The sequence below is a fragment of the Streptomyces sp. NL15-2K genome (assembly GCF_030551255.1).
Classification (GTDB): domain Bacteria; phylum Actinomycetota; class Actinomycetes; order Streptomycetales; family Streptomycetaceae; genus Streptomyces.
The window spans coordinates 7867400-7892603 of record NZ_CP130630.1 but is presented as its reverse complement, the minus strand read 5'-3'; the positions used below and the strand labels follow the sequence as shown (position 1 = coordinate 7892603).

The window sequence follows — 25204 nt, the reverse complement described above, 5'->3', positions numbered from 1 at the left end:
GCGGCGGGGCAGAAGCCGGGGCGTCACTTCAGGCCGGTCGTGGCGATACCGGCCACGAACTGGCGCTGGAAGAGGAGGAACACGATCATCACCGGCAGCAGGACGACCATGGCGCCGGCGAGCAGGATGCCGAAGCGGGTGAAGGACTGTCCGCTGCTGGCCAGGGCGAGTCCGACGGGGAGGGTGTACTGGCTCTCGTTCTGGGCCACGACCAGGGGCCACAGGAAGTTGTTCCAGGAGCCGAGGAAGGTGATGATCCCCAGCGTGGCGAGGGCCGGTTTGGTCAACGGCAGGATGATCTTCGCGAAGATGGCCAGTTCGCGGCAGCCGTCGACGCGGGCGGCGTCGATGAGTTCGTCGGGCAGGGTGGAGATGAACTGCCGCATCAGGAACACCCCGAAGGGCGTGGCCAGGAACGGCAGGATCAGCCCGAGCAAGGAGCCGGTCAGCTGCATGTTGGCCACCAGCACGTACAGCGGGACGAAGGTGACCAGGCCGGGGATCATGAGCGTCCCCATGACCAGCAGGAAAACGGCGCGCTGCCCGCGGAACTCCAGCTTGGCCAGGGCGTATCCGAGCATCGAGCAGAAGATGAGGTTGCCCGCGGTGACGGCGAGGGCCACGATCACGGAGTTGGCGAACATGCTCGTGAAGTCGAGCGTGCTGAACAGCTCGCCGTAGTTGGCGGTCGTGGGCGCCGTGGGTATCAGGACGGGCGGGACCCTGCGGATGTCGGCCTCGGGCTTGAACGACCCGGACAGCATCCACAGGAACGGCGCGATCATCAGCAGCAGGGCGCCGGCGAGCGGTAGGTACAGCCAGGGCTGGCCCCAGTTCTGGCGGATGCGGCGGCGCCTCAGGGCGCGGTCCGTGCCCGGTTGTGGCGTTCGGAGAGTGGAGAGGGTGCTCATGAGGCATCAGTCCTTGTCTCGCAGCACGCGGAACTGCAGCACGGTCAGCGCGACGATGAGGACGAAGATGACGTAGCCGGCGGCCGACGCCATCTCGTAGTTGCCGTTGCCGAACTGTTTGTAGGCGTACAACGTCGCCGACAGCGTGGAGTCCAGCGGTCCGCCGTCGGTCATGACGAACGGCTCGTCGAAGAACTGCAGATAGCCGATGCCCGTGGTCACGGCGGTCAGCAGCAGGGCCGGCCGCAGGAGCGGGAAGGTGACCCGCCAGAACCGCTGCCATGCCCCGGCGCCGTCGAGTTCGGCCGCTTCCATCAGGGACTGGGGGACGGACTGCAGACCCGCCAGCATGATGATCATGACGGTGCCGAGGTTGCGCCACACCGCCATCACGATCATGACGGGCAGGGCGAAGCGGGTGTCGGCCAGCCAGGCCGGACCGTCGATCCCGAACCAGCCCAGGACGAGGTTCACCAGTCCCGCGCGAGGTTCCAGGAGCGTCTTCCACACCACGGCGACGGCCACGATGCTGGTGATCACCGGCAGGTAGAAGCCGACCCGGAAGACGGCCCGGAAGCGGCGGATGCCCCGGTCGAGGGCAACCGCCGCCGCGAGCCCGGCGGCCAGGGTCAGGGGCAGGGCCACCAGGACGAACACGGCCGTGTTGCGCAGGGCCGTGAAAAACTGCGGGTCCTCAAAGAGGCGTACGTAGTTGTCGAAGCCGACGAACGACACGTTCAGCGGCGTACGCAGGTCCGAACTCTTGGTGTCGGTCAGGCCCATCAGCAGCGACCACACCACCGGCAGCAGCATGAAGGCCGCGAACAGCGCGAGGAACGGGGCGGCGAGCATCCAGGCGGCCCGGGCCTGCCTGCCGCGCGCCGTGCCCCGGACCGCGAAGCGCCGGTGACCGGGGTTCTGTTCCGGCCGTGCGGTGCCCTGCTCGTGGGTGTCGCCCCGCTCGGGGAGCGTTTTCGTGGACATGGATGTCATCCGTCCGTACGAGGAGTGCTCATGGCGGCGGCGCTCAGCGGCCGGTGCCGATGCTGGTGGCCTTGGACTGCAGCGTCTTCTGCACCTCGGCGACGGTGGCCTTGCCGAGGGTCAGCTTCTCCAGTTCGGAGTCGATGGTGTCGGCGATCTGCTGCCAGGTCGTGATGGCGGGCGGCGCCTTGCTGACCTCGAGCTGCTCGGCGAACGCCTTCATGTTCTCGTCCTCGGTCAGCTTCCCCTCGGTCCACGCCTGGGGCGAAGGAGGCAGGCTGCCGGTGGCCTTGGAATAGGTCGCGAGGTTGGCGGGCTCGGTCAGGAACTGGGCGAACTTCCATGCCGCGTCGGGGTTCTTGGCCTCCTTGAACACCGCCAGGTCGGTGCCGCCGGCGAACCCGGCGGGTTGCTTGGTGTACGGCATCGGCATGGTCTTCCACTTGCCGTCCAGCTGCGGGGAGTCCTTGTGGAAGGTGCCGCCGGCCCACGCGCCCTCCTGGTAGACGGCGGTCAGCCCGTCCTGGAACTCCTGCACGTTGTCCGCCCTGTCGGTCGGCGCCAGGCCCTGCTTCGGAACGCTTGCGTAGTTCTCCAGCGCCTTGGCGACCTCGGGCGTGTCGAAGGTGAACTTTCCGGTCTTGGAGTCGTAGATGTCACCGCCCTGCCGCCAGACCATCGGCAGCCAGAAGATCCAGGAGTTGAAGCCCATCACCAGCCCGCTGGCGTGGCGCAGCTTGGGGTTCTCCTTGCCGGCGGTGGCCTGGATGGCCTTGAGGTCCTTCAGGTATCCGTCCCAGTCGCCGGCCAGGGCGCCCTTGATACCGGCCTTGGCCGTGAGATCGGTCCGGTAGTAGACCGCTTGGGTGTCGGCGATGAACGGGACGCCGTAGGGGGTGTTCTTGTACTTGGTGGTGTCCCACTGACCGGGGTAGAAGTCCGACGACTTGATCGATGTCGGGGTGGCCTGGAAGCCGTTCAAGGCGGCCATCTCGGCCATCCAGGTGCTGCCCACCATGGACATGTCCGGTGTGTTGCCGCCGGCTATCGCGGTGGTCAGCTTGTCGTGGGCGCCGTCCCACGGGACCGCGGTGATCTTGACGTCTGCGTCCGGGTTCTCCTGCTCGAACTTCTTGGCCAGCTCCTTCAGGTCGTCGTCGGGGTCGCCCATGGACCACATGACCACCGTCCCCTTGGCCTTGCCCGCGCCGATCTCGGCGGGGGCATCGTTGCCGGGGCCGGAATCCTCGCTCCGGCCGCAGCCGGTGGCCAGTAGGGCTGCCGTGACGGTGACGCACAGGGTCTGGACGGTTCTGACGGCGTGACGGGTGGTGATACGCATGATGCGGCTCCTTGCCGTTGAGCGAGACAGGCGCGGGGGGCGGCGAAGGGTAGGAAGGGGCGGGCGCCCGGATGGGCCGACCCACGAGTGGGCAGCGTCTGTGCTGACAGCGGCGACGGGGGTCCTCGCGGGTCGCGGTGGGAGCGTCCGACGCGGAGTGGGTAGCGGCCGGGCGGGGTGCGCCAGGCGCCCCTTCGGTGTCCCGGATCGGGAACGCGCGGGCGGAAATGCATGGGGGCGGTGCCGCGCGAACGCAGGCGCAGCCGCCCTGAGTTGCGGGTAGGCGAGTCCGAAGAGGTTCGCCGAGGTTTCAAGGAGACGGGAAGCGGTGCGTCACCGGCAACGCACCGCCCGGCCGCGAGGCGCCATCAGGTGCGCATCGCGATGACGTGGCGTCAGTTCGAGCTCGGCTCTAACGTCGAGCCACGGACCACGAGGCTGGTGGGAACGATGCGCGAGGAGGCCGCCTCCGGCGATCTCCGCACGTGGTCCAGCAGCAGACGCGCCGCCGCCTCACCCATTTCCCGCATCGGCTGGCGGATGGTGGTCAGCGCCGGATAGGTGTACGACGCCAGCTCGACGTCATCGAACCCCACCACGGCGACATCCTGCGGAATCCGCAGGCCGGCCTCGTGCAAGGCCGCGAGCACGCCGGCCGCCGAGGGGTCGTTGTGCCCGAAGACCGCGTCGAACTCCACGCCGTCCGCGACGGCTTGCGCGACCGCGCTCCGGGCTGTGTCGAACAAGAAGTCACCGCCGATGATGCTGCGCGGGTCGAGCTCGATCCCGGCCTGCGCATAGACGTCGACGAAGCCGCCCAGCCGTTCCCGGGTGCAGCCGTACTCGTCGGGACCGGTCACCACCAGCGGGCGACGGCGGCCGAGGTCCAGCAGGTGGCGCGCCGCCTGCTCACCGCCCTCCCGGTTGGTGGTGGCCACGTAGGGGAATCCCGGCCGCTGGAAGCGGTCGTCGATCAGCACCACCGGCAGTCCGGCTTCGTGCAGTTCCGTGATGGCTGCCAGGGTCCCCTCGGGCTCTATCACCAGCAGACCGTCGAACGACTTGGCGGCGACCTGCAGGCCCAGCCTGCGCAGTGACTCCTCACCGCCGTTCACGGTCAGCATGCGCAGTCCGAAGCCCTCGGTCTCCAGGGTCTCGACAACCGCCTGCACTATGCCGGCCCAGACCCAGGCCATGTCAGGGACCAGCATGCCGATCATCTGTGTCGTGCCGCGTGCGAGTCCCACTGCCCCGGCGCTCGGCACATAGCCGAGCTCCGAGATCGCCTCGCGGACCTTCGAGACGGTGTCCTCGCTGATCTCGCCCTTGGCATTCAGCACCCGCGAGACCGTCGTCTTGCTGACCCCGGCCCGCGCGGCCACGTCGGCGATAGTGACTCCCATGTCACCTCCCCTCCCTTCACGCAGAGGCGGAAGACTTCCTCCCGCACCGAAGAGCCGATCGTACAGAGCCCTGTGGGACCGGTACCGACATCGGTCCCGGAACCGGTTTCGGTACCGGTCCCGGAAGTGAAGCACCGAAAGGCCCGACCGGTCAACACCCCGGAAACAACTCGTTAATGCGGCCGATCTCGGTCTCGCACGATGCCGCAGAAGCCTGCCGGTTGCCACCCAAGCCACCGCTCTGACCTGCGCGGTTGCCGACCCCAACCCGCCATGACCGAACTCGTTGGGGCGGCTGCCGACCGCCGACGACGCCCGACGGACCGCAGGCCCGTCCCGGGCCAATCGCGCCCGAACCGTTGACGCACCGGCCGGATTGCCCTTCATAATCGGGCACTCGCTGTCATCGATGACACAAGTCGTCGTTGACACCCCAGTCGGCTGCGTGGACGTCGACGCCGCTGGGGTGTCATTTTTCGGTCCGTCCGCGCCGGGGCCGCAGTCAGCGCTGCGCCGACGAGCCGCGGGACTAGGAGACACCATGAGCTCTGTTCGCGTATCCCGGCATGCCCGCATACGGATGATGGCGGCGGTGGCGACCGTCTGCGCCCTGTCGGCCGCCCCGCTCGCCCCCCAGGCCGTCGCTGCCGACATCCCGCCGTACACCGAGACCTACAGACCCCAGTTCCACTTCACTCCGGAGAAGAACTGGATGAACGACCCCAACGGCCTCGTCTACTACAAGGGCGAGTACCACCTCTTCTACCAGTACAACCCCAACGGCAACTCGTGGGGCGACATGTCCTGGGGGCATGCGGTGAGCAAGGATCTCGTGCACTGGGAGGAGTTGCCGCTCGCCCTGTCGCACGACGACGAGGAGATGGTGTTCTCCGGCAGCGCGGTCGTCGACTGGAACAACACCACCGGGTTCGGCACGAAGAACAACCCGCCCATGGTGGCGATCTACACCAGCGCCTACAAGAACGGCGGCAAGCAGGCCCAGTCGCTCGCCTACAGCACCGACCGCGGCCGCACCTGGACCAAGTACCAGGGCAATCCCGTCATCGACATCGGCTCCACCAACTTCCGCGATCCCAAGGTCCAGTGGTACGCGCCGACAAAGAGCTGGCTGATGACGGTGTCGCTGTCCGCCGAGCACAAGGTGCAGTTCTACTCGTCGAAGAACCTCAAGGACTGGAAGCTGCAAAGTGAGTTCGGGCCGGCCGGTGCGACGGGCGGCGTGTGGGAGTGCCCCGACCTGTTCCCCCTCGCCGTCGACGGGGACAAGAACAACATCAAGTGGGTCCTGGTCGTCAACATCAACCCCGGTGGTATCGCGGGCGGTTCGGGCTCGCAGTACTTCATCGGCGACTTCGACGGCAAAAAGTTCACCGCCGAGGACAAGGGCACCTACACACCACCCACCGGCACGGCGGTGCAGGATTTCGAGAGCGCCGGCTTCGGTGCGTGGACTACCACGGGCACCGCGTTCGGTCAGGGACCGGCAGCCGGGGCGGTGGACGGGCAGGGGGCCGTCGAGGGCTTCGACGGCAAGGGCCTCGCCAACAGCTTCCACGGCGGTGACGGCGCTACCGGGATCCTCACCTCTCCCTCCTTCACCGTGGACAGTCCCTACCTGAACTTCAAGATCGGTGGCGGGCGGCACCCGCACGAGGCCGGAACCGTCCTGGACACGACTCCGCCCGAGGGCACGGTCCTCGCCGACTTCGAAGGCGGAACCTACGGCGACTGGACGGCGACCGGGGACGCCTTCGGCACCGCACCGGCCACCGGCACCCTCCCCGGCCAGGGGCAGGTATCCGGCTTCCTGGGAGACGGGCTGGTCAACACCTTCCTGAACGGCGACTCCACCACCGGCACGCTCACGTCGCCCGAGTTCACCATCGACAAGAAGCACATCAACTTCCTCATCGGCGGCGGCAATCACCCGGCCGGCTCCGACAACCCCACCGCCGTCGAGCTCCTCGTGGACGGCCAAGTAGTCCGCAGCGCGACCGGGAAGGACGCCGAGGCGCTCAACTGGGCTTCCTGGGACGTCGGCGACCTCGCCGGCCAGCAGGCACAGATCAGGATCGTCGACGACAACACCGGCGGCTGGGGCCACCTCAACGTCGACCATGTCGTGCTGTCCGACAGCCAGGCCCAGCGCGTCTCGCAGGAGACGTCCGTCAACCTGATCGTCGACGGCGAGGTCGTCCGCAGCGCCACCGGCGCCGACAGCGAGACCCTGGACTGGGCCTCCTTCGACATGCGCCCGTACGTCGGCAAGAAGGCGCAGATCCAGATCGTCGACATGAACACCGTCGGCTGGGGCCACATCCTCGCCGACCAGTTCACCGCCGCTGAAACGCGCGCCAAGTCCGTCGTACAGCGCGCCGACTGGACCGACTACGGCAAGGACTACTACGCGGCGGTGTCCTGGGAGAACGCACCGGGCGGCAAGCGCTACATGATCGGCTGGATGAACAACTGGGACTACGGCCAGTCCATCCCCACCTCTCCCTGGCGCAGCGCGCAGAGCGTTCCCCGGGAAATGGCACTGCGCACGATCAACGGCCAGACCCGGCTGACCAGCAAGCCGGTGGGCAGCCTGGAGTCCCTCCGGGAGAAGCGCCCGGCGACGGCGTCCGGCGTCACCGTCAGGAGCACCTCCAAGCCGCTGATCAGCCGCGCGACCAAGGGCAAGGCCCTCGACATCGAGGCCACCTTCTCCCTCAAGGACGCCGAACGCTTCGGCCTCAAGGTTCGCACCGGCGCAGGCGGCGAGGAGACCGTCATCGGCTACGACACCACGACCCAGGAGCTGTACGTCGACCGCACCCGCTCCGGCGTCGGCGACTTCAACAGCACCTTCCCCGGCGTCCAGACCGCACCCTTGAAGCCCAAGAACGGCAAGGTCAAGCTACGCATCCTCGTCGACTGGTCGTCCGTCGAGGTCTTCGGCGGCAATGGCGAAGCGGTGATCACCGACCAGATCTTCCCCGACCCCTCCAGCACCGGCGTCGACGTCTTCGCCGAAGGCGGCACCGCCACCCTCGACCACATGCAGGCGTGGCAGCTGAAGTCCATCTGGCGGTGACGAGCCGCAGGTCCGCGCGCCGGTCGCCCAGGGGCGGCCTCCGGCGTACGGCTCTCGGCAAGGCAGGTGCCAAGAAAGGGGCGTGGAGGCAATCCCCACCAAACCTGGCCCGCACCGATGATGCCAGCCTGTGTCTCTTCCTCCCTTCGCAGGACGGCCGAGGGGGAACCAGGCGCCGACGGGCATTGCCGTGCAATGCCCAGTTCAGGAAGTGAGGATGGTGAGCGGCACTGAGTGCTGGGCGTCACAAACGCCCGGGTCAGCGTCCGACTACCGTGGCTCCGCATGACCCATACCGAGATCGACATCACCGCAGATCTGGTCCGGGATCTGCTGCTCGACCAGCACCCCGACCTGGCCGGTCGTCCCCGAGCAGGTCGCCGCCCCTTGGATACTGCTGCCGGACGGGGCCGCCGACCGCTTCCACGACGTCTACCAGCCGGTGGTGGACGCCGCGACCCTGCGCCGGGCCCGCGGCTGGGCGGTGCTGACAGCCCTCAGCGGCATCCTCATCGGAGAGGCCGGCCTTCATGGCCGCCCGGGCGGCAAGGCCACCTGGGGCCCACCCGCCCACGCCGCGCTACGACGCCTCATCGCAACGATCCGCCGATGAACGCGCTGTCCACCGTAGGTGACAAACGCCTCCGAGGTTCGGCGCCGACCCAAACGAAGGGAGCGTTCCGCTGTGACGCATGCTCACGAGGAAGAAGTCCTGGCCCGCATCGCCAAGGGGCTCGTCTACACCGAGTCGGAAGCGGCCTTCCTGGCCCCTCGGCGCCGCACCGAGGAGATCTTCGAGTACAACCACACACCACCGAACGAAACGGAGAAACGTCGATCGCTGCTCGTCGCGATCTTCGGCTCGGTCGGTGAACGCACGGTGCTGCTGCCGCCGTTCCACGCCGGGTTCGGCAGCAACGTCCACATCGGCGACGACTTCTTCGGGAACGTGAACCTCACGTTCGTAGACGACGTGGACATCCGCATAGGCAACGGTGTCATGATCGCGCCCAGCGTGACACTGACCACAACGGGACACCCGGTGCATCCCTCACGACGCGCTGACTTCGGACGGTTCTCCGAACCGATCGTGATCGAGGACAAGGTGTGGATCGGCAGCAACGCGGTGGTCCTGCCCGGCGTCCGTATCGGATATGGGTCGGTCATCGGCGCCGGCAGCATCGTCAGCCGCAGCATTCCCCCGATGACCGTCGCGGTCGGAACCCCTTGCCGGGTGGTCCGCCCCATCACGGACGAGGACCTCACCACACGTACCGCCCATTAGTGCCGGTGGCGGAGGACCACGACCACCACCACCGTCGCTCGGGGGCAAGTACGTTGGGCCCTGACGACAGGTCAGCAGCGGGGGCTGGCGCCCTGGGCCAGGCCGGCGCGGATGGCCCGCACGCGCTACCGCGGTCTTGGGGTTTTTCAATGGGCGGCTGCGCCGGAGACTGGTCCGGTGTCTGCTTGGGGTCCGGTGTGGCACCGGTTTGATGTTCGTTTGAGTTCATGCCCGCCTCCTCTTGATCGGCGCGGCATGACTGCCCGGCTGATTCATTCGAACATCCCCCGACAAGAGGGCATTCGGCCACGCACGGTTGACGGTTCCGGATTATCGGACGTTCGGCACGGCTTCCGTCGCCGCTGGTCACGCCCGGTCCTGGCGTGGCCGGTTCCGCACCATGACTCACCATGCCTTCGCCGCCACAGCGAGCGTCGACGACGCAGTTTCACGGGCCAGTGACTGGCACGTTTGTGCTCAGCCCGTCGCCCCGCGGCGGGTGCGAGCGTCGGTACCACGGTGCACCGGGTTGAGGCATGCTGGGCGTATCAGCAGGTACGCCGCAGCCAGGATCTACGCGCTTCCGGAGTCGCTCGACGAACTGGTCGGGCCGACCTCCGGCGCCGTGACCCTGCCCCGGCACATCGACTGGGGCTCGCACTACGAATACGACCTCGCCGACGAAGCCGACCTGCTTCTCATGTACGAGCGGGTCGTCCGCGAGGCACAGTCCGCTGCTGACCTGCGGGCGCACCTGAACGCCGATCTGGTGCGCCGGCACTGGACCGCGGCGGCCGCGGCGTAGTGGACGAGCTGCACCGCCGACTGATCCGCATCGGGAGGCACTGGTGATGGCGGCCGACGACCAACTGGTGTCGGCAGTGATCCGGGCGTTGAGGGCCGTGAAGGCGCGGTAGACGATTGCTCCAGCTGGTGATCGGGGTGGCGCGCAGGGTGGGCGCGAGGCCGCGAGCGGTCTCCCGTACCGGTCGCGGCCTCGCTGGTGTGGAGGTTGGTCATCGGCGGATCAGCAGCAGCCGCCCGCGGCGGACGGTTCCTTCGCGGCGACGGTGACGGCGGTGTCGGCCGGGCCGGTGCAGCAGGTGCTGCCCTGTTCCTTGGCCAGGGTGTCGGCGTCGGCCTTGACGACGTAGACCTCCCAGGGTTCCTGGCCGGGGCCGTGGACCCAGACCTTGTCCTGGAGGGCGTAGCAGCAGGTGGTGTCGTTCTCCTCGTCGGTGGCCAGGCCGGACTTGTTCAGGCGGGCGGTGGCGGCGTGGACGGCCTCGGTGCTGTCGACCTCGACGCCGAGGTGGTCCATACGCGTTTCCTCGCCCGGCGTGCCCTCGATCAGGACGAGCTTGAGCGGGGGCTCGGCGATGGCGAAGTTGGCATAGCCGGCGCGGAGTTTGGCGGGTCCGGTGCCGAACAGCTTGCTGTAGAAGGCGACGGACGCGTCGAGATCGGGGACGCGGAGGGCGAGTTGCACGCGGGACATGGCGTACCTCCTGTCAGAAGGGGTGGGCTGGCGGCTCAGCAGCCGCCGGAGGAGACCGGGGCGCCGATGCCGATCTGCAGGGTGGCCGGGGCCGCGCAGCAGCCGCCGCCCGCGCCGGCCTGGGCCGCGTCGGGGTCGTCGAACAGGCCGGCCCCGCCGCATACTCCGGTCTCCGGCAGGGTCAGTTCCACGCGCTCGGCGGCCTCGCGGTCTCCGGCGATGGCTGCGGTGATGGAGCGGACCTGCTCGTAGCCGGTCATCGCCAGGAAGGTCGGCGCGCGGCCGTAGGACTTCATGCCGACCAGGTAGACGCCCTGTTCCGGGTGGGACAGCTCGTTCACGCCGTGCGGATAGACGGTGCCGCAGGAGTGGATATTGGGGTCGATGAGCGGGGCAAGGGCGGTCGGGGCCTGGAGGCGCTCGTCGAGGCCGAGGCGGAGCTCGGAGAGGAAGGACAGGTCCGGGCGGAAGCCGGTCAGGACGATGACCTCGTCGACCGGGTCGAGGCGGCGGCCGTCCTCGGCGGCCAGAACCAGCCGGCCGTCGGCGTCGCGCTCGACGGACTCGGTGCGGAAGCCGGTGGCCGCGCTCGCGTATCCGTTCTCGACGGCGGCCTTGGCGCGCAGGCCGAGGGCGCCGCGGGCAGCCAGTTGGTCGGCCTCGCCGCCGCCGTACGTGGAGCCGGTGATCCCGCGGCGCAGAATCCACATCGCGTGCGTGCCCGGCTCGTCCTTGGCCAGGTCCGCGAGGTGGGCCAGGGCGGTGAAGGCGGAGGCGCCGGAGCCGACGACCGCGGTGCGCTTGCCCGCGTAGCGAGCGCGTACGGCGGGGTCGGTGAGGTCGGGGACTCGGTAGGAGATGCGGTCGGCCGCCGACTTCTCGCCGAGGGCGGGCAGGCCGTTGGCGCCCGCAGGGCTGGGGGTGGACCAGGTGCCGGAGGCGTCGATGACGGCGCGGGCGGTGATTCGCTCCTCGTGGCCGTCGGCGGACTGGATGTGCACGGTGAAGGGCTGCTCGTCACGGCCCGAGTCGACGATGCGGTCGCGCCCCGCGCGGGCCACGCCGGTCACGGTCGCGCCGTAGCGGACCTTGTCGCCGAGGACGTCGGCGAGCGGCTGGAGGTAGTGCTCGGCCCAGTCGCCGCCGGTGGGGTAGGTAGCCCCGTCGGGGCGGGCCCAGCCGGTCGGGGCGAGCAGCTTCTCGGCGGCGGGGGCGGTGATCTCGGCCCAGGGGGAGAACAGGCGCACGTGCGCCCAGCCACGTACGGCGTTGCCGGCCGACGGTCCGGCTTCCAGCACCAGCGGTTCGATGTCCCGCTCGATGAGGTGGGCGGCGGCGGCCAGGCCGGTCGGCCCGGCTCCGATGACCACGACGGGCAGCTGGTCGGTGGTGGGCACGCTGTTGATGGACACGGCCACGGGACTCCCTCTTGTTTCGACATTCGTCGATGGCTTGCCTGGCCAGGATGGCACCTGTATCGATAGGCGTCAACATAGGCACTTATCGAATCTGCTGGACAGGTTGAGCCTGATCGGCTCGGATCCGTGCGCGGGCAGATTGCGGGCCAGCCGTGGAGTGTCGCCACCCTGTCCGAGGCTGGGGCCTTGCGGCCCTCGCGCCGCTGGTTCGACGTATGTCAACATAGATGTATGTCGAATAGGTCGAATACGAAGGTGCTGCCGCTGCTGGAGCCCGCCGACCAGGGCGTGGCGCCGTGCTGCCCGCCGCTGACCGAGCGCCCGTTCACCGCGGAGGAGGCCGAGACGGCCGCGCGGATGTTCAAGGCGCTGGGCGATCCGGTGCGCCTGCGGCTGTTCTCGCTGGTGGCTTCGCACGAGGGCGGTGAGGCGTGCGTGTGCGACATCTCCGACGTGGGTGTCTCCCAGCCGACCGTTTCCCACCACCTGAAGAAGCTGAAGGAGGCCGGGCTGCTGACCTCCGAGCGGCGCGGCACTTGGGTCTACTACCGCGTCGAGCCGTCCGTGCTGGCCGCGATGGGCAAGCTGCTGACCATCACTCCGATCGCGGCCTGACCACGACCCGGAACAGGGGGAGCGCCGCCGTATCCACCTCGGTCCCTGCGGCGAGTGTGTCCCGCTCCGTGTCCGCCGAGGCTGCTGACGAGGTCCTGGCGATCTACCGGGCGCGCATCGACGAAGGCAGCGCGACGTTCGAGGCCGACGGTCAGTCGGCGGCGGGCCGCATGACCGGTCCCCATCCGTGATCCGAGGGCGGGATCTGCGCCATCCTCAACCGGCCGTGACCTGTGCCCGGTCCGGTTCCGGGACGAGGCGGGGGATGAGGCGTACGTAGGCGACCATGCCGATGACCTCGACGAGGGTCTGGGCGACCACGACGACCGCGGCGACGGCCAGCTCGTCGGGCAGGGCGAGGGCGAGGGGCCAGTGAAGGCCATGACGATCAGGAAGTCGCCGTAGACGGGGATGACGGCCGCCACGTCGCCGAGGCGGCCCGACCGGGCCGCGCTGGTACTGGGGACGGTCAGGCGCACCCGTCCGGGACCTCCTGATGCTCGGTGGCCCGGGCGACCAGGGCTCGCCACTGCGCGGTCCGCTCCCCCAGTTCGTCGCCGCCCGGGGGGGCAGGCCACCGGTGCCTCCCGCCACGGTCCCCCGCCTTCGCGGGCATCCGGGCCTGGGTCGGCGGGCGGACAGGTGACAGTTCCACCACCGTCCGGCACGTCGAGCAGGTCGCGGATGTCTTCCAGTGCGAGCCCCAGCAGCTCGGCGGAGGAGATGAACGCCGGGCGCTCCACCGACTCCTCGTCGTAGGCGCGGTGGCCGGACGCGGTGCGCTCGGCCGGCAGGAGCCCGGCCGTCTCTCAGAACCGCAGCGTGGACGCCGGAATCCCGGAGCGTTCGGCCAGCTGGGATATCCGCATAGCGCTCATGCCTCGAACGTAAACCTTCGAGTCGACTGGAAGGTCAAGCCCGCAGCATGCCCGCGACCTCACGGGCCGCGTCCCGGGCCGGGCGGCCCACACCGATGAGCGTCGCGGAGGCGGGTCCGGTCCAGTCGCCGTAGCCGAGCAGGTGCAGGCGTGGCTCGTCCACGGCTCGCGTGCCGTGGGTGGCGATGTGGCCGCGGTGTCCGCGGAGTTGAAGCGGGGCGAGGTGGGACAAGGCCGAGCGGAAGCCGGTACACCAGATGATCGCGTCGGCCGCGGCGCGGGAGCCGTCGGCCCACTCGACGCCGCCGGGGACGAGACGAGAGAACATCGGGCCGGCCTTCAGGAGGCCGCGGTCTCGGGCCTTGCGTACGGGCGGGACGGCGACGATGTCGCCGAGCGAGGCGACGCCGCCCGTGTCCGTGCGCCCCTCCTCCAGAGCACGGCGGCGGGCGGTGGCAGCGTCGAACAGGGCACGCCCGTCGATGTCGTCGGCGAGGAAGTGCGGCGAGCGATGGGTCACCCAGGTCAGGTCCGTGTCGTACGCCAGGTCGGCGGCGATCTGGGCGCCGGAGTTTCCCCCGCCCACCACGATCACGCGTTGGCCTGCGAAGTCGGCGGGGGTGCGGTACTCCACCGTGTGCAACTGCCGGGCTTCGAAGGCCGCGCGGCCGGGGACAGCGGGGAGGAAGGGCCGCCACCAGGAGCCGGTCGCGCTGATTACCGCGCGGGCGTGCCAGGTGCCGAAGTCCGTCTCCACCCGCAGGAGTTGGCGGTCTCGACGGACGCCGAGGACTCGTACCGGCCGCTCGACGGGAAGTTCGTAGCGACTCTCGTAGTCGGCGAGGTACTCCACCACGTGCTGCGCGTCGGGGTAGGTCTCGCCGCTCTGCGCCGGCATGAGACGCCCGGGCAGCGAGGAGTACGCGGCCGGGGAGAACAGACGCAGTGAGTCCCAGGCGTGCTGCCAGGCGCCGCCCGGCGTGGTCTGGGCGTCGAGGACGACGAAGTCGAGGCCGAGGCGGCGCAGGTGGTAGCCGGCCGCGAGCCCCGCTTGGCCGCCGCCGATCACCACCACCTGCGTCCTGTCGGTCACTCGGCCGATCGTCCGCGCATGAAGATGAGGGCCACCAGCGCCAGCCCGACCACGCCACCGACGATCTGCATGCCGATGAAGCCCAGGACCGAACCCGGCGCGATACCCGCGAAGGTGTCGGTGAAGGCGCGGCCGATGGTCACCGCCGGGTTGGCGAACGACGTCGACGAGGTGAACCAGTAGGCCGCGCCGATGTACGAGGCGACGGCCACCGGGGCGAAGCGCAGCTGGTCGGTGCGGACCAGGCCGAAGATCAGCAGGATCAGGCCGGCCGTGGCGACGACCTCGCCCAGCAACAGGTGCCCCGCCGACCGGTCGTGTGTCGACCACTCCACCAGCGGCCTGCCGAACATCGCGTCCGCCAGGATGGCGCCCGCGATCGCGCCGACGATCTGTGCGGGCACGTACACCGCGGCCTCGCGCAGGGTGACCCCGGCGCCCCCGCGCCGCGCCGTCCACCACTCGGCCAGGGTGACCACCGGGTTGAAATGCGCGCCGGAGACCGGGCCGAGCAGGAGGATCAGGATGCCGAGGCCGAAGACGGTGGCCGTGGAGTTGGCCAGCAGCTGCAGGCCGACGTCCTTGGTCAGGTCGGTGGCCTGGATGCCGGAGCCGACCACGACCGCCACCAGCAGCGCCGTGCCGATGAGTTCGGCGGCGGCGCGGGCGACCAGGGGGTTACGCGGCGGTGTGGCACCCGGCGCGGGCTGCGGCTCGGCGCCGGGGGTCATGGCGGATTCCCCGGCTCTGTCGTGCTCGGTGGCCTCGGTGGCGGTCAACAGGACTCCTCGGTGCGGTCGCCGCAGGGGCGGGTGTCAGGGGCAGGACCGCTTGACGTTGTTCTCGGCGGTGGCGCGCGCGGTCTCCGCGAGGTCGGCGAACTGACCGGCGAGGGCGGCGATGACGTCGGACTTGAGCCGGTAGTAGGTGAACCGGCCGCAGGGCTCGGTCTCCACGACCCCTGCCTCGCGCAGCACCTTCAGATGGTTGGAGAGGTTGGTCTGTCTGGCCCCCGTCTCCTCGATCAGGTGCGTGCTGCAGAGCGTCTCCTTGGCGAGCAAGGTGACGATCCGGAGGCGGAGCGGGTCCGCCAGGACCCGCATCAGATCAGTGTCGACTGACGTCAGCATGCGCTGATACTGTCACATCAGTGGTGACTGACACCACTGGGTGCTGATGTGAGTGCCCTCCTCTGCCGCCTGCCAGGCGCGAGATCAAGAGAGACCTCCTGATGTCCGACAAGCCCTCTGTGCTCTTCGTCTGTGTCCACAACGCCGGCCGTTCCCAGATGGCCGCCGCGTGGCTGACCCACCTGGCCGGGGACCGTGTCGAGGTCCGCTCCGCCGGCTCCAACCCGGGCGCGGGCGTCAACCCGGCCGCCGTCGAGGCCATGCGCGAGGTCGGCATCGACATCTCCGCCGAGGTCCCGAAGATGCTCACCGTGGACGCGGTGAAGGAGTCGGACGTCTGCATCACCATGGGCTGCGGCGACACCTGCCCGGTCTTCCCCGGCAAGCGGTACCTGGACTGGACGCTGGAGGACCCGGCGGGCCAGGGCGTCGAGGCCGTGCGGCCGATCCGGGACGAGATCAAGGTGCTGGTCGAGGGCCTGATCAAGGAGATCGCGCCGGAGCCCCAGGCATGAGCGCCGGAGCCCCAGGCATGAGCACGGCCACGCACATACCCAAGTCACCGACTTCGACGAGGTCTTCGGCGCCCGCATCACGTGGACGCCGGGCTTCGTACGCGACAAGGGCAAGATCGCCTAGGGCGGGATCGGCGGCTCCGCCGCCTGGTGGTCGCTGCGGCACCACCACGCCTGCGCCTACCTCACCCGCCGACTGGACGATCACTCCCGCGCCGCCCGGATCGCCGCCGCCCTGGGCGACGACCTGACCGTGGTGGGCGAAGACTGAGCAGGACATCGACCGACGCCGCCCGCCGGGTGGGCATTGAGCTCTACCGGCGGACGGCGCGGCCCGTCAGGGGCGGGCGCCGTGCGGCGCCCGCCCCTGGTCCTGGAACGGTGGTGGATCAGGCGACGGCGGGCTGCGGTTCGGGCGCCGGGGTCGTCAGTCGGCCGGTGCGGTGCAGGCCGTAGAGGGCGGCGGCGCAGGCGAGGCCGAGCGCCACCAGTGAGATCCACGGCAGTGCGGGCATGCCCGCCTCGCGGGCCGCGTCGAGTGCCGCGCCGGTCAGCAGGTTGCCGAGGGTGATGCCGACCCCGCAGATGGTGTTGTAGAGCCCGTAGTGCGTGGCGACGAGACGGTCACCGGAGAGGCGGACGATGGTGTCCATCTCGAAGGGGTACGCGATCATCGTGCCGATCGCCAGCAGGAGCGCGGCGAGCGTGGGCGGTACGGCGGCCAGCATCCACAGTCCCACGCCGGACTCGGGAACGGGCACGGCGGTGGCCATCAGCAAGGGCAGGAAGGCCGCCCCCATGACGGCCAGCCCCAGAGCCAGCGCCCGACCCGGCTCGTACCGGGCCTTGCACCAGGCGGTCACCCTCGTCTGCCCGAGGATCGTGCTGAGTCCGGAGACGGCGAAGAGCACCGCCACCGCCGCCGTACCGAACTCACCGTCACCACCGAGCCGGCGCACTTCCAACGGCAGCGCGAGATAGACCTGGAAGGACAGGACGTACGAGCCGATCATGGCGCCGGAGAAGAGCAGGAACGGCCGGTTGGCGAGGATGCCGCGCCACTGGGACAGCACGCCGTCCCGGTCCTGGTTCTCCTTCCCCCGGGAATCCTCGGCCCGCCGGGCGGGCAGCGCGCGGATCTGCACGACGGACAGCAGCGCGAAGATGCCGGCGGCGACCAGGCAGGTGACGCGGAAGTCAACGCCGGTCAGCACCATCCCCGCCAGCGGGCCGAGCAGGATGCCCGCCTGGTAGAAGACGTTGAACAGGGCGAACGCCTCGACCCTGCGCTCCCCCGCGTCGGCGGCGAGATAAGCCCGGACCGCCGGGTTGAACAGCGCCCCGGCAAGTCCCGTCGCCGCGGAGGCGGCGATCAGTGCGGCGAGTGAGTCGACCAGGCCGAGGGTCGCGAAGCCGGCCGTGCGCAGCACGCATCCGGCCACGATCATCGGCTTGTAGCCGAGGCGGTCGGCCAGCGTTCCGCCGACGAGGAACATGCCCTGCTGGCTGAAGTTCCGTATGCCGAGGACGAGTCCGACGACCCAGCCGGCCAGGCCCAGAGTGCCGGACAGGTGGGCGGCCAGGTACGGCATCAGCATGTAGAAGCCGAGGTTGATGGTGAACTGATTGACCATCAACAGCTGGACGCTGCGTTCGTACGTGCGGACCTGCGTGAGGATGCCCTTCACCGTCCCTCCTCCGCGGCGTCGGCCGGCGTGAGCGGGTCGGCCACGGCGGCGCACCGGGTCCAGCGGGTGACCTCCTTCTCGTCCGCCCGGCCGATCACCTCGGGTTCGGGCGCCGGCGGGGAGCCGAGCAGCCCATGGGCGGCGCAGTAGTCGTCGTCGAACACCGTTCCGAGATAGCGCTGCGGCCCGTCGGGGAAGATCGCCGCGATCCGGGTGTCCTCGGGCAGGGTGCGGGCCAGCCAGCCCGCGACCAGGGCGACCGCCCCCACGCTCCACCCGCCCGTGGCGTAGTGGGACGTGGCCAGTCGGCGGCAGGTCCACACCGCCTCGGCCGGGGCCACCCAATGGACCTCGGAGAAGGTGTCGTAGGCGACGTTGCGGGGGTAGATGCTCGAGCCGAGGCCGCGCATCAGCCGCGGTCGGGCCGACTGTCCGAAGATCGTGGAGCCGATGGCGTCGACGCCGACCACCTGCAGCTCGGGGTAGAGCTGCTTCAGTACGCGGGAGACGCCGGCGGAGTGTCCGCCGGTGCCCACGCTGCACACCAGGACGTCGATGTGGCCCATCTCCGTCGCCAGCTCCAGGGCGAGCGGGGTGTAGGCGGTGGTGTTGTCCGGGTTGTTGTACTGGTCCGGGCACCACGAGCCGGCGTGCTGCGCCATCAACTGCTCGACGCGCTCGCGGCGGGCCTGCTGCCAGCCGCCGGTGGGGTGGGGCTCGGAGACCAGGTTGACCTGGGCGCCGTAGGCGGTCAGCAGCCGGGTCATGGACATCTCCAGCCCGGGGTCGGTGACCAGGGTGACCGGGTGGCCGTGGACCATTCCGGCCAGGGCGAGCCCGAGGCCGAGGGTGCCGCTGGTGGACTCGATGATCCGGGCGCCGGGGCGCAGGTCGCCCCGGGCGCGGGCCCGCTCGACCATGTGCAGGCCGGGCCGGTCCTTGATCCCGCCGGGGTTGAAGCCCTCCAGCTTCGCCCAGAAGCCGCGGTCCGCGGGTGTCAGCGGCTCGGACACCCTCAGCAGGGGCGTGTTGCCCACCAATGCCGACAGGGCGGACCGGTCGGGCGTGGCGGCGGTGTTCGTCAGTGACTGCATTGACTGCGTTGACTGCGTTGACTGCGTTGACTGCATTTCTTTCGCTCTCGCTCGATGAATGCGCGGTGCATGCTCGTCTCGCGCCACGGCCGCGTCCCGGACGGTGCGTCCGTTCGGGGGGAGTGAAGCCGTCGCGCGGCAGCGGGTGCGGACCCGGCTGCGGGCGAGAGGTCTAGATGCGCCACCGGGAGGTGCGGACGAGCGCCGTTCTGCCCGTGTGCCGTCTGCGGAACCGGTACGGACGGCGGTGTGCGGGCGGCCCTGCCGGCAACGGGAGGACACCGACGAGGGCCATCGCCGCGGCGTCGGCAGGCGGCTGTTGAGCAGCCTGGGCGGTCGTACGGACGGCTCCGTCCAGGGCGCACTCCTCGCCCTGGTGGTGGCGGTGCGGTCCGTGGGGCACCCCCTCGCCCGCCACCGATGCCACCGCCGCGGGGACGGCGGGTGCCGGCCGGTCCGTCTCTTCGGACGGGCCGTGGACGAGGGCGCACAGGCCGATCGCCATCAGCAGGACGGCCCGCAGCAGAGCGTCGAATGGACGCGGCCGGCGCGGGTCGGCCAAGGCCCGCAGGGCGTGCGTGGGCATACGGAAGTGAGACGGCACAGGTCCTCCGTGCGACCGCCGGCTCCTCGGCCACGGCGGCGGCGGCCATGACGGAGGACAGCGGCAGGCATGGGTGGGGGGTGGGACGGCATCGACGAGGGAGAGTCAGGTCCCCGTCAGATGTGCGGGACCCCGTGGTCGTCGCGCGAGCGGCGAACCGTTCTCATCGCCCGTTGAGCCGGGCCGGCTGGAACAGCCGGGAGCGGAGGACGGCGGCTTCTAGACCTGCTGAACCACGGACAATCTCAATGACGCGGACGGCGCGGCCAAGAGCACGGAGTCATCGGGGCCACGCTTGACCGAGGCTCGCCCGACAGCGGCCGATTCGCTGACCGCCGCAGCGAAGCAGGGCGGTGTCACCACCGGTCCCTGTGGCGGCTGGCCGGACAGACAGTGCTCACTCGGATGCGACGGGCCGTGACCTTCGTGCGGCGCGCCCATCGCGGCGGGCCGGGACAGAGCCTCCGTGTCGGTGACGCCGTGAGCCTCTTGGAGCGACACGTGCACGGGCGACACGTGCACGGGCGACACAAGCGCGGGCGCCGCGGCGCTGGTCGCCAGATGTCCCTTGACGCTCTCTCCGTGCAGTCCGTGCGTGAACACGACGCCGAACAGCAGCACGGCCATGGCCAGCACGCGAAGCCACGGACCCGCGGACAAACGGGCCCGCACCATGCGCGGGGATGACCAAGCCGTGATCATGCCGTGATCCTAGCGGCCTGCAGACCTTGATCCGCCAACTCCCGCGCAACAGCGCGTTAACGCGCCAGGCACATGACCGAATTGCTTCGGCGAGACAATCGTCAACCCCCGGCGCTGGTGGGCGCTCGCCGTGCTCGCCACCGCCCAGTTCATGGTGATCATGCGCACCTCGATCATCGGGGTCGCGCTCCCCGAGATGCAGAAGGACCTCGGCTTCTCGCAGGGCGAGCTGCAGTGGGCTTCAACGCCTACGTCATCGCCTTCGGCGGCCTGCTGCTGCTCGGCGGACGCCTGTCCGACCTGCTCGGCGCCCGCCGGGTGTTCACCGCGGGCTGGACCGTGCTGATCGGCGGATCGATCGTCGCGGCGGCCGCCCAGACCGCGTGGGTGGAGGTCGCCGGCCGCGCCGTGCAAGGCGTCGGCGGGGCGCTCATCGCCCCGGCCGCGATGACCCTGCTGATGACCCTGTTCGCGCACGACCCGAAGGAACTCGGCAAGGCCATGGCCCTCTACGGCGCCGCGGCCCCCGCGGGCGGCACCGCCGGCGTCTTCCTCGGCGGCGTCTTCACCGAGTGGCTCAGCTGGCCCTGGGTGTTCATCATCTACGTCCCGATCGGCGCCGCCACTCTCGCGGCCACGAGGCTGCTGCCGGCGGTCGCCCCGCGCCGCGGCGCCATCGACGTACTCGGCGCCGCCGCGGTCACCGCGGGTCTCGCCCTCGCCGTCTTCGCCGTCGTACGCGCCCCGGAGACCGGCTGGGGAGCCACACAGACCGTGCTGGAACTCCTCGGCGCCGCCGGCCTGCTGGCCCTGTTCTTCGTCATCCAGCGGACCGTGCGGCAGCCGCTGATGCCGCTCGGCATCTGGCGCGTACCGCGGCTCGGCTCGGCCAACCTGGCCATGACGCTGCTGGGGGCCGCATGGATCCCGATGTGGTACTTCCTCAACCTCTACCTCCAGCAGGTCCTCGGCTACGGGGCGTTCGCCTCGGGCGCCGCACTGCTGCCGATGACCGTGCTGCTCATGGTCTTCATGACCGCGATCACCGCACGACTGCTGGCCCGGTTCGGCGCCGGGCCACTGATCGGCGGCGGGCTCCTCGTCCTCGCCCTCGGCCTGGTGTGGCTGTCAGCCGTGGAGCCGAGCGGCTCCTTCGTGGTCGACGTACTGCCCGCCTCGCTGGTCGCCGCGCTCGGCATGTCGCTGGCCTACATCCCGGCGATGATGGCCGCCATGTCCGGAGCCCCGGCCGAGCAGGCCGGCCTGGCCTCCGGAATCGTCAACACCACCTACCAGATCGGCTCGGCCCTCGGACTGGCCGCGCTCACCGCCCTGGCCACCTCGCAGGGCGCCGGGCGGCTCGGTGACCTGCCCGCCCTGACCGACGGCTTCAGCTCGGCGTTCACCGCGGCCGCGGTCATCGCCGCGATCGGCGGACTCACCACCCTCCTGGTGATGCGCTCCGAGAAGTCCGCGGCCGCCGCCCGCCGGGAGCAGCCCGAGCGGACGGCACCGGGCGAGCAGATCGGCGTCTGAGCGCATGGGCTGCCGAACCGAGGTGCGGCGATGTCCGGCCGGTGGTCCGCCAGGTCCCGTACAGGGCCCTGGCGGACCACCGGCGTCGACCGGCATGACAGCCGCACCGGCGGACCGACAGGGGCCGGCAGACGCATCCCTTCCGCGGCGCGGCCCGCACCCCTTGGGTACTCTCGGAGAGCAGATCCACAACGGCGAAGGACGGGAACCGGAGTGACGGCGAGCAGGCACGTACGCACAGGAGGCGCCCTCGGGCACCTGCTGCTCGTCGTGGTCCTCGCCCTCGGCGTCTTCACGATGCACACCCTGGGACACCCGGACAGCTCGCACGACTCCGCCACGAACACCGCGTCCCACGCCACGGCGATGGACGCGACCGCCGCGGACCACACCCCCATGAGCTCCCCGGCCGACACCGAGGCGGGCATGAGCAGTCACACGACGGATCCCCGGGACCCGTCGTCCAGCCATGAGCCCGGCGCGGCCATGGACATGCTCTCGCTGTGTCTGGCGGTCCTGTTCGGCGCGTGGGTGCTCGCCGCGCTCCTCAGGTCGGCGTTCGCCCGGTACGGGGAACGGCCGGCGGAGCTTCTGGCGCAGGTTGCCGCCGTACTGCGGCCCAGCCCCCCGCCACGCGGACCCGATCTCACCCGTTTGTCAGTTCTGCGGCTGTAGGCCGAACCGTTCTCGCGGGCGCGCACCACGCGCGATCCCGCGGCTTCGCGTACGCCCGTACAGCCAAAGAACCGACACATGAGGTGAATCGACCATGACTTCCTTCACGCGTGCCCCGCGCCGCAAGTCCGCCCGCCGCGCCGCCGCCGTGGGCGCTGTCGCCGTCGGCGCTCTGCTCCTCGCCGCCTGCGGTGGCGACGACATGAGCGGCATGGACCACGGCAGCGGCAGCGACTCGGAGTCGGCGTCCGCGTCGGCGTCGGCGTCCGCCGAGGCCGGATCCGCGAGCTTCAGCGACGCGGACGTCACCTTCGCCCAGATGATGATCCCGCACCACGAGCAGGCCCTGGAGATGGCCCGGCTGGCCGACGGACGCGCCTCGGACGCGGAGGTCAAGGACCTCGCCGGGAAGATCGAGAAGGCCCAGGACCCCGAGATCAAGACGATGAAGGGCTGGCTGGAGTCCTGGAAGCAGCCGACCGCGACGGAGTCCATGCCCGGCATGGACCACGGCGGCCACGGCGGCGGTGACGGCATGATGTCCGACGCGGACATGGAGGAACTCAAGGCCATGAAGGGCACCGAGTTCGACAAGATGTTCGCCGACATGATGATCGACCACCACAACGGGGCGATCACCATGGCCAAGGACGAGCAGAAGAACGGCAAGAACGCCGACGCCGTGAAGATGGCCGGCGACATCGTCAAGGGCCAGTCGGCCGAGGTCACGCAGCTCCGGAGCATCCTCGACCGGCTCTGATCCCCGTCGACGGGCGCCCGTCGGTGGGCCCCGGAGCCGAGGTGAATCGGCTCCGGGGCCCGTTCCGCGTCACATCGGTGTTCAGCGGCCGGTGTACTGGAAGATGTAGAGCCCGTAGTCGCGGTCGGATGCGGCGACGTACTCCTTTCCGAAGTGGTTGAAGGCCTGGACGCCCCAGAAGTTGCTGCCGTCCTCGTCGATGAAGCGACCGACCTCGACGAGCTTGTCGTGCTTGATCTTCGCGACGCGGAAGCCGCCCGCGTAGTAGGAGAAGTACGCGAGGTCGGGCCGCACCTGGGAGGTGGCGACCTCGTGGATGGACAGGTCGCCGAAGCCGGAGGCGTACTCGGGGTCGTGGGCCTCGTCGATGGCGTAGGTGTCCAGCTCGGTCATCTTTCCGCGCTCGTTGCGGTACAGGTGCGCGTAGCCCCAGCCGTCGAAGGAGGAGGCGAACGTGAGCCGGTCGCCCTTGGTGCCGATGTCCACCGGCAGGGTGGCCGGGCCCGTGCCGGCGAGGCAGTCGTCGTTGCTGTAGGGCTGGTCGAAGACGGCGAAGCCCTGGCCGCGCGGCGCGACACCGAAGGTGGGGAGCGTGCCCTCGATCGTCATGCCGACCTGGCTGTCGCAGGCGTCGGTGCCGGTGCGGTTGACGACGAGGATCCCGTCGTAGCCGCCCGCGGCCTCGATGTTGGCGGCCTTCTCGGTGTAGGTGCACACGCCGCCCTGGACGTGGGAGCCGCGTTCGACGACGGCGATGTCCACGGCGGCGGGGTCGCCCGCCGGGACGGCCGGGCCGCCGTTGCAGGCGAGGCCGACATAGGTCGTACCGCCGCTGATCGTCTCGCCCTCTTCCAGGGGGATGCCCTGCGAGGCGTTGACGGTGGTGTCGTCGTCGGTGTTGCGGGCCGTGACCTGGTACGGGGCGAAGTCCTCGTCGGCGGCGATGACGTAGCGGTTGTCGCCGGTGAACTCGGCCTGGTGGGCGTTGCCTTCGGGAGCCACGTCGAGTCCGCTCTCGGCCGCCTCGGGATCGGGGTCGGTGAAATCGGTGTCGCCGAGGTACGTGATGTTCTTCGGGTCGGTCACGTCGACGGCGATGTACCCGCCGTCCCAGTACGAGGCCAGCAGCACCTGACGGCCGCGGATCTTCTTGACCACCATGTCGTGGAGGAAGATCTCCTTGAGGTTCTCCGGCGCCGCCTGCACGATCTGCGGGAACGTCTCCGACAGGTCGTACTCCGCGACGAGTCGCGGCTTCGCCGGGTCGGTGATGTCCATGATGTCGGTGTTGACGGCTTCCAGGTTGTCGACGATCACGGCGTACGCCTTGTCGCCGGCGTCCCAGGCGAAGACGCTGTGGATGTCGTTGGCCTTCTCGGACTGCTCGCCGCCCAGCGTGAAGTCGCCGACGCCCTCGGCCAGCACCTTGGGCTCGGCGGGATCGGTGACGTCGTAGAGGTTCATGCCGCCGGCACCGCCCTCGCCGCAGACCTCGTTGTTGCTGACGAGGACGTCGCCGGTGAAGGCGGGCGTGGACAGGCGGACGGTCTGTATGCCCTCGCCGGGAGCGCTGCCGGCCGGCGCCGGGATGAAGCCGGCGACCTTCGGCTTGCTGGGCTTGCGGATGTCGACGACGTGGACGCCGGTGTTGTCGCAGCCCACGCCGCCCCAGGAGGCGAGGTAGGCGTAGCCCTTGTAGACGCCGACGTCGGCGATCTTGCCTTCGGTGACGTTCGGCAGCTTCAGCTTGCTGACGAGGCGGACGTTGTTGTCGGTGGCCGGGAGGTGTCCCTCTTCGCCGCCGTGCTGGTGGTCGTGGTCATGAGCGACGCCGTTGTCGACTCCGTCGTCCGCGGCGGGGACGCCGTGTCCGTACGCGGTGCCGGTGAGGCCGGTGACAGCGAGGGCGATCGCCGTGACAAGGCTGGTGGCGGCCCGTCTGTGGCCGTTGTGCATGGTTCCTCCACTCGGGA

Annotated in this window: 22 protein-coding genes and 3 pseudogenes; 10 read left to right on the top strand and 15 right to left on the bottom strand. The window is 69.9% G+C overall.

All coding sequences use genetic code 11. The features are described from left to right. Positions 1 to 23: 23 nt before the first annotated feature. The 4 genes from Q4V64_RS35740 to Q4V64_RS35725 form a co-directional block, all read right to left on the bottom strand. Positions 24 to 911 carry a carbohydrate ABC transporter permease gene (locus tag Q4V64_RS35740; RefSeq protein ID WP_124436760.1) on the bottom strand — a complete coding sequence of 296 codons (888 nt, stop codon included), beginning with the start codon at positions 909 to 911 and terminating at the stop codon, positions 24 to 26. A gap of 6 nt (positions 912 to 917) precedes the next feature. Continuing rightward, on the bottom strand, positions 918 to 1895 hold the full coding sequence (locus Q4V64_RS35735; protein ID WP_253266627.1) for a sugar ABC transporter permease: 978 nt from the start codon (positions 1893 to 1895) through the stop codon (positions 918 to 920). Positions 1896 to 1938: 43 nt separating this feature from the next. Continuing rightward, positions 1939 to 3237, bottom strand: a complete 1299-nt coding sequence (locus tag Q4V64_RS35730) for an extracellular solute-binding protein (protein ID WP_124436762.1) — start codon at positions 3235 to 3237, stop codon at positions 1939 to 1941. A gap of 395 nt (positions 3238 to 3632) precedes the next feature. Further along, entirely contained in the window at positions 3633 to 4664 is a 1032-nt protein-coding gene (locus Q4V64_RS35725; RefSeq protein ID WP_301184455.1) for a LacI family DNA-binding transcriptional regulator, read from the bottom strand. A 517-nt stretch (positions 4665 to 5181) separates the two neighbouring features. Between Q4V64_RS35725 and Q4V64_RS35720 the strand changes: the two genes are divergently transcribed. From Q4V64_RS35720 to Q4V64_RS35705, 4 genes and pseudogenes are all read left to right on the top strand, one after another. Further along, positions 5182 to 7740 carry a glycoside hydrolase family 32 protein gene (locus Q4V64_RS35720; RefSeq protein ID WP_124436764.1) on the top strand — a complete coding sequence of 853 codons (2559 nt, stop codon included), beginning with the start codon at positions 5182 to 5184 and terminating at the stop codon, positions 7738 to 7740. A 376-nt stretch (positions 7741 to 8116) separates the two neighbouring features. After that, positions 8117 to 8353: pseudogene (locus tag Q4V64_RS35715) on the top strand (aminoglycoside phosphotransferase); the annotation flags it as partial. 72 nt (positions 8354 to 8425) lie between these two features. Beyond that, positions 8426 to 9025, top strand: a complete 600-nt coding sequence (locus tag Q4V64_RS35710) for a sugar O-acetyltransferase (RefSeq protein WP_124436765.1) — start codon at positions 8426 to 8428, stop codon at positions 9023 to 9025. Positions 9026 to 9554: 529 nt separating this feature from the next. After that, on the top strand, positions 9555 to 9830 hold the full coding sequence (locus tag Q4V64_RS35705; protein ID WP_216377508.1) for a hypothetical protein: 276 nt from the start codon (positions 9555 to 9557) through the stop codon (positions 9828 to 9830). A 222-nt stretch (positions 9831 to 10052) separates the two neighbouring features. Here the strand turns inward: Q4V64_RS35705 and Q4V64_RS35700 are convergent, their stop codons facing one another. After that, positions 10053 to 10523, bottom strand: a complete 471-nt coding sequence (locus tag Q4V64_RS35700; RefSeq protein WP_124436766.1) for an ArsI/CadI family heavy metal resistance metalloenzyme — start codon at positions 10521 to 10523, stop codon at positions 10053 to 10055. Between the two features lie 35 nt (positions 10524 to 10558). Next, entirely contained in the window at positions 10559 to 11935 is a 1377-nt protein-coding gene (locus Q4V64_RS35695) for an NAD(P)-binding domain-containing protein (protein ID WP_172628937.1), read from the bottom strand. A gap of 237 nt (positions 11936 to 12172) precedes the next feature. Here Q4V64_RS35695 and Q4V64_RS35690 point away from each other — a divergent pair, with 237 nt between their 5' ends. Both Q4V64_RS35690 and Q4V64_RS35685 read left to right on the top strand, forming a co-directional pair. Further along, the gene (locus tag Q4V64_RS35690) at positions 12173 to 12556 is read left to right on the top strand and encodes a metalloregulator ArsR/SmtB family transcription factor (protein WP_124436767.1); all 384 of its coding nucleotides are present in this window, start codon (positions 12173 to 12175) and stop codon (positions 12554 to 12556) included. A 56-nt stretch (positions 12557 to 12612) separates the two neighbouring features. Then, entirely contained in the window at positions 12613 to 12747 is a 135-nt protein-coding gene (locus tag Q4V64_RS35685) for a hypothetical protein (RefSeq protein ID WP_303713695.1), read from the top strand. Between the two features lie 25 nt (positions 12748 to 12772). On the opposite strand, the pseudogene Q4V64_RS35680 reads toward Q4V64_RS35685, so the two are convergent. The 4 genes and pseudogenes from Q4V64_RS35680 to Q4V64_RS35665 form a co-directional block, all read right to left on the bottom strand. After that, a pseudogene (locus tag Q4V64_RS35680) lies at positions 12773 to 12990 on the bottom strand (arsenic resistance protein); the annotation flags it as partial. A gap of 478 nt (positions 12991 to 13468) precedes the next feature. Continuing rightward, a complete protein-coding gene (locus tag Q4V64_RS35675; protein ID WP_124436768.1) occupies positions 13469 to 14527 on the bottom strand; it encodes an ArsO family NAD(P)H-dependent flavin-containing monooxygenase in 1059 nt (352 codons plus the stop codon). After that, complete coding sequence (locus tag Q4V64_RS35670; RefSeq protein WP_253266629.1) at positions 14524 to 15258, bottom strand: MIP/aquaporin family protein; 735 nt, start codon at positions 15256 to 15258, stop codon at positions 14524 to 14526. The genes Q4V64_RS35675 and Q4V64_RS35670 overlap by 4 nt, the downstream gene beginning before the upstream one ends. Positions 15259 to 15342: 84 nt before the next feature. Beyond that, positions 15343 to 15657: a metalloregulator ArsR/SmtB family transcription factor gene (locus Q4V64_RS35665; RefSeq protein WP_124436770.1), complete on the bottom strand. Its 315-nt coding sequence runs from the start codon at positions 15655 to 15657 to the stop codon at positions 15343 to 15345. Between the two features lie 101 nt (positions 15658 to 15758). Between Q4V64_RS35665 and Q4V64_RS35660 the strand changes: the two genes are divergently transcribed. Beyond that, on the top strand, positions 15759 to 16172 hold the full coding sequence (locus Q4V64_RS35660) for an arsenate reductase ArsC (RefSeq protein WP_303712088.1): 414 nt from the start codon (positions 15759 to 15761) through the stop codon (positions 16170 to 16172). Positions 16173 to 16561: 389 nt separating this feature from the next. Here the strand turns inward: Q4V64_RS35660 and Q4V64_RS35655 are convergent, their stop codons facing one another. The 4 genes from Q4V64_RS35655 to Q4V64_RS35640 form a co-directional block, all read right to left on the bottom strand. Further along, complete coding sequence (locus Q4V64_RS35655) at positions 16562 to 17860, bottom strand: MFS transporter (RefSeq protein ID WP_124437430.1); 1299 nt, start codon at positions 17858 to 17860, stop codon at positions 16562 to 16564. Next, entirely contained in the window at positions 17857 to 18954 is a 1098-nt protein-coding gene (locus Q4V64_RS35650) for a PLP-dependent cysteine synthase family protein (protein ID WP_172628991.1), read from the bottom strand. The genes Q4V64_RS35655 and Q4V64_RS35650 overlap by 4 nt, the downstream gene beginning before the upstream one ends. A gap of 172 nt (positions 18955 to 19126) precedes the next feature. Then, on the bottom strand, positions 19127 to 19540 hold the full coding sequence (locus tag Q4V64_RS35645; protein WP_124437432.1) for a hypothetical protein: 414 nt from the start codon (positions 19538 to 19540) through the stop codon (positions 19127 to 19129). Positions 19541 to 19777: 237 nt separating this feature from the next. Further along, the gene (locus Q4V64_RS35640) at positions 19778 to 20260 is read right to left on the bottom strand and encodes a hypothetical protein (RefSeq protein ID WP_124437433.1); all 483 of its coding nucleotides are present in this window, start codon (positions 20258 to 20260) and stop codon (positions 19778 to 19780) included. 160 nt (positions 20261 to 20420) lie between these two features. Between Q4V64_RS35640 and Q4V64_RS35635 the strand changes: the two are divergent. From Q4V64_RS35635 to Q4V64_RS35625, 3 genes and pseudogenes are all read left to right on the top strand, one after another. Beyond that, a pseudogene (locus Q4V64_RS35635) lies at positions 20421 to 21796 on the top strand (MFS transporter). A 213-nt stretch (positions 21797 to 22009) separates the two neighbouring features. Continuing rightward, positions 22010 to 22471, top strand: a complete 462-nt coding sequence (locus Q4V64_RS35630; RefSeq protein WP_124437434.1) for a DUF6153 family protein — start codon at positions 22010 to 22012, stop codon at positions 22469 to 22471. A gap of 94 nt (positions 22472 to 22565) precedes the next feature. Continuing rightward, positions 22566 to 23231 carry a DUF305 domain-containing protein gene (locus Q4V64_RS35625; protein ID WP_124437435.1) on the top strand — a complete coding sequence of 222 codons (666 nt, stop codon included), beginning with the start codon at positions 22566 to 22568 and terminating at the stop codon, positions 23229 to 23231. 81 nt (positions 23232 to 23312) lie between these two features. Here Q4V64_RS35625 and Q4V64_RS35620 read toward each other — a convergent pair whose 3' ends face one another. Further along, positions 23313 to 25187: a hypothetical protein gene (locus tag Q4V64_RS35620; protein WP_124437436.1), complete on the bottom strand. Its 1875-nt coding sequence runs from the start codon at positions 25185 to 25187 to the stop codon at positions 23313 to 23315. Positions 25188 to 25204 lie beyond the last annotated feature (17 nt).

What these genes read in the sequence shown, in the direction of transcription:
- Q4V64_RS35740 (WP_124436760.1), bottom strand. Translation starts at nt 911, where the DNA reads ATGAGCACCCTCTCCACTCTCCGAACGCCACAACCGGGCACGGACCGC.
- Q4V64_RS35735 (WP_253266627.1), bottom strand. Translation starts at nt 1,895, where the DNA reads ATGTCCACGAAAACGCTCCCCGAGCGGGGCGACACCCACGAGCAGGGC.
- Q4V64_RS35730 (WP_124436762.1), bottom strand. Translation starts at nt 3,237, where the DNA reads ATGCGTATCACCACCCGTCACGCCGTCAGAACCGTCCAGACCCTGTGC.
- Q4V64_RS35720 (WP_124436764.1), top strand. Translation starts at nt 5,182, where the DNA reads ATGAGCTCTGTTCGCGTATCCCGGCATGCCCGCATACGGATGATGGCG.
- Q4V64_RS35700 (WP_124436766.1), bottom strand. Translation starts at nt 10,523, where the DNA reads ATGTCCCGCGTGCAACTCGCCCTCCGCGTCCCCGATCTCGACGCGTCC.
- Q4V64_RS35690 (WP_124436767.1), top strand. Translation starts at nt 12,173, where the DNA reads ATGTCGAATAGGTCGAATACGAAGGTGCTGCCGCTGCTGGAGCCCGCC.
- Q4V64_RS35670 (WP_253266629.1), bottom strand. Translation starts at nt 15,258, where the DNA reads ATGACCCCCGGCGCCGAGCCGCAGCCCGCGCCGGGTGCCACACCGCCG.
- Q4V64_RS35665 (WP_124436770.1), bottom strand. Translation starts at nt 15,657, where the DNA reads ATGCTGACGTCAGTCGACACTGATCTGATGCGGGTCCTGGCGGACCCG.
- Q4V64_RS35660 (WP_303712088.1), top strand. Translation starts at nt 15,759, where the DNA reads ATGTCCGACAAGCCCTCTGTGCTCTTCGTCTGTGTCCACAACGCCGGC.
- Q4V64_RS35650 (WP_172628991.1), bottom strand. Translation starts at nt 18,954, where the DNA reads ATGCAGTCACTGACGAACACCGCCGCCACGCCCGACCGGTCCGCCCTG.
- Q4V64_RS35645 (WP_124437432.1), bottom strand. Translation starts at nt 19,540, where the DNA reads ATGCCCACGCACGCCCTGCGGGCCTTGGCCGACCCGCGCCGGCCGCGT.
- Q4V64_RS35640 (WP_124437433.1), bottom strand. Translation starts at nt 20,260, where the DNA reads ATGATCACGGCTTGGTCATCCCCGCGCATGGTGCGGGCCCGTTTGTCC.
- Q4V64_RS35625 (WP_124437435.1), top strand. Translation starts at nt 22,566, where the DNA reads ATGACTTCCTTCACGCGTGCCCCGCGCCGCAAGTCCGCCCGCCGCGCC.
- Q4V64_RS35620 (WP_124437436.1), bottom strand. Translation starts at nt 25,187, where the DNA reads ATGCACAACGGCCACAGACGGGCCGCCACCAGCCTTGTCACGGCGATC.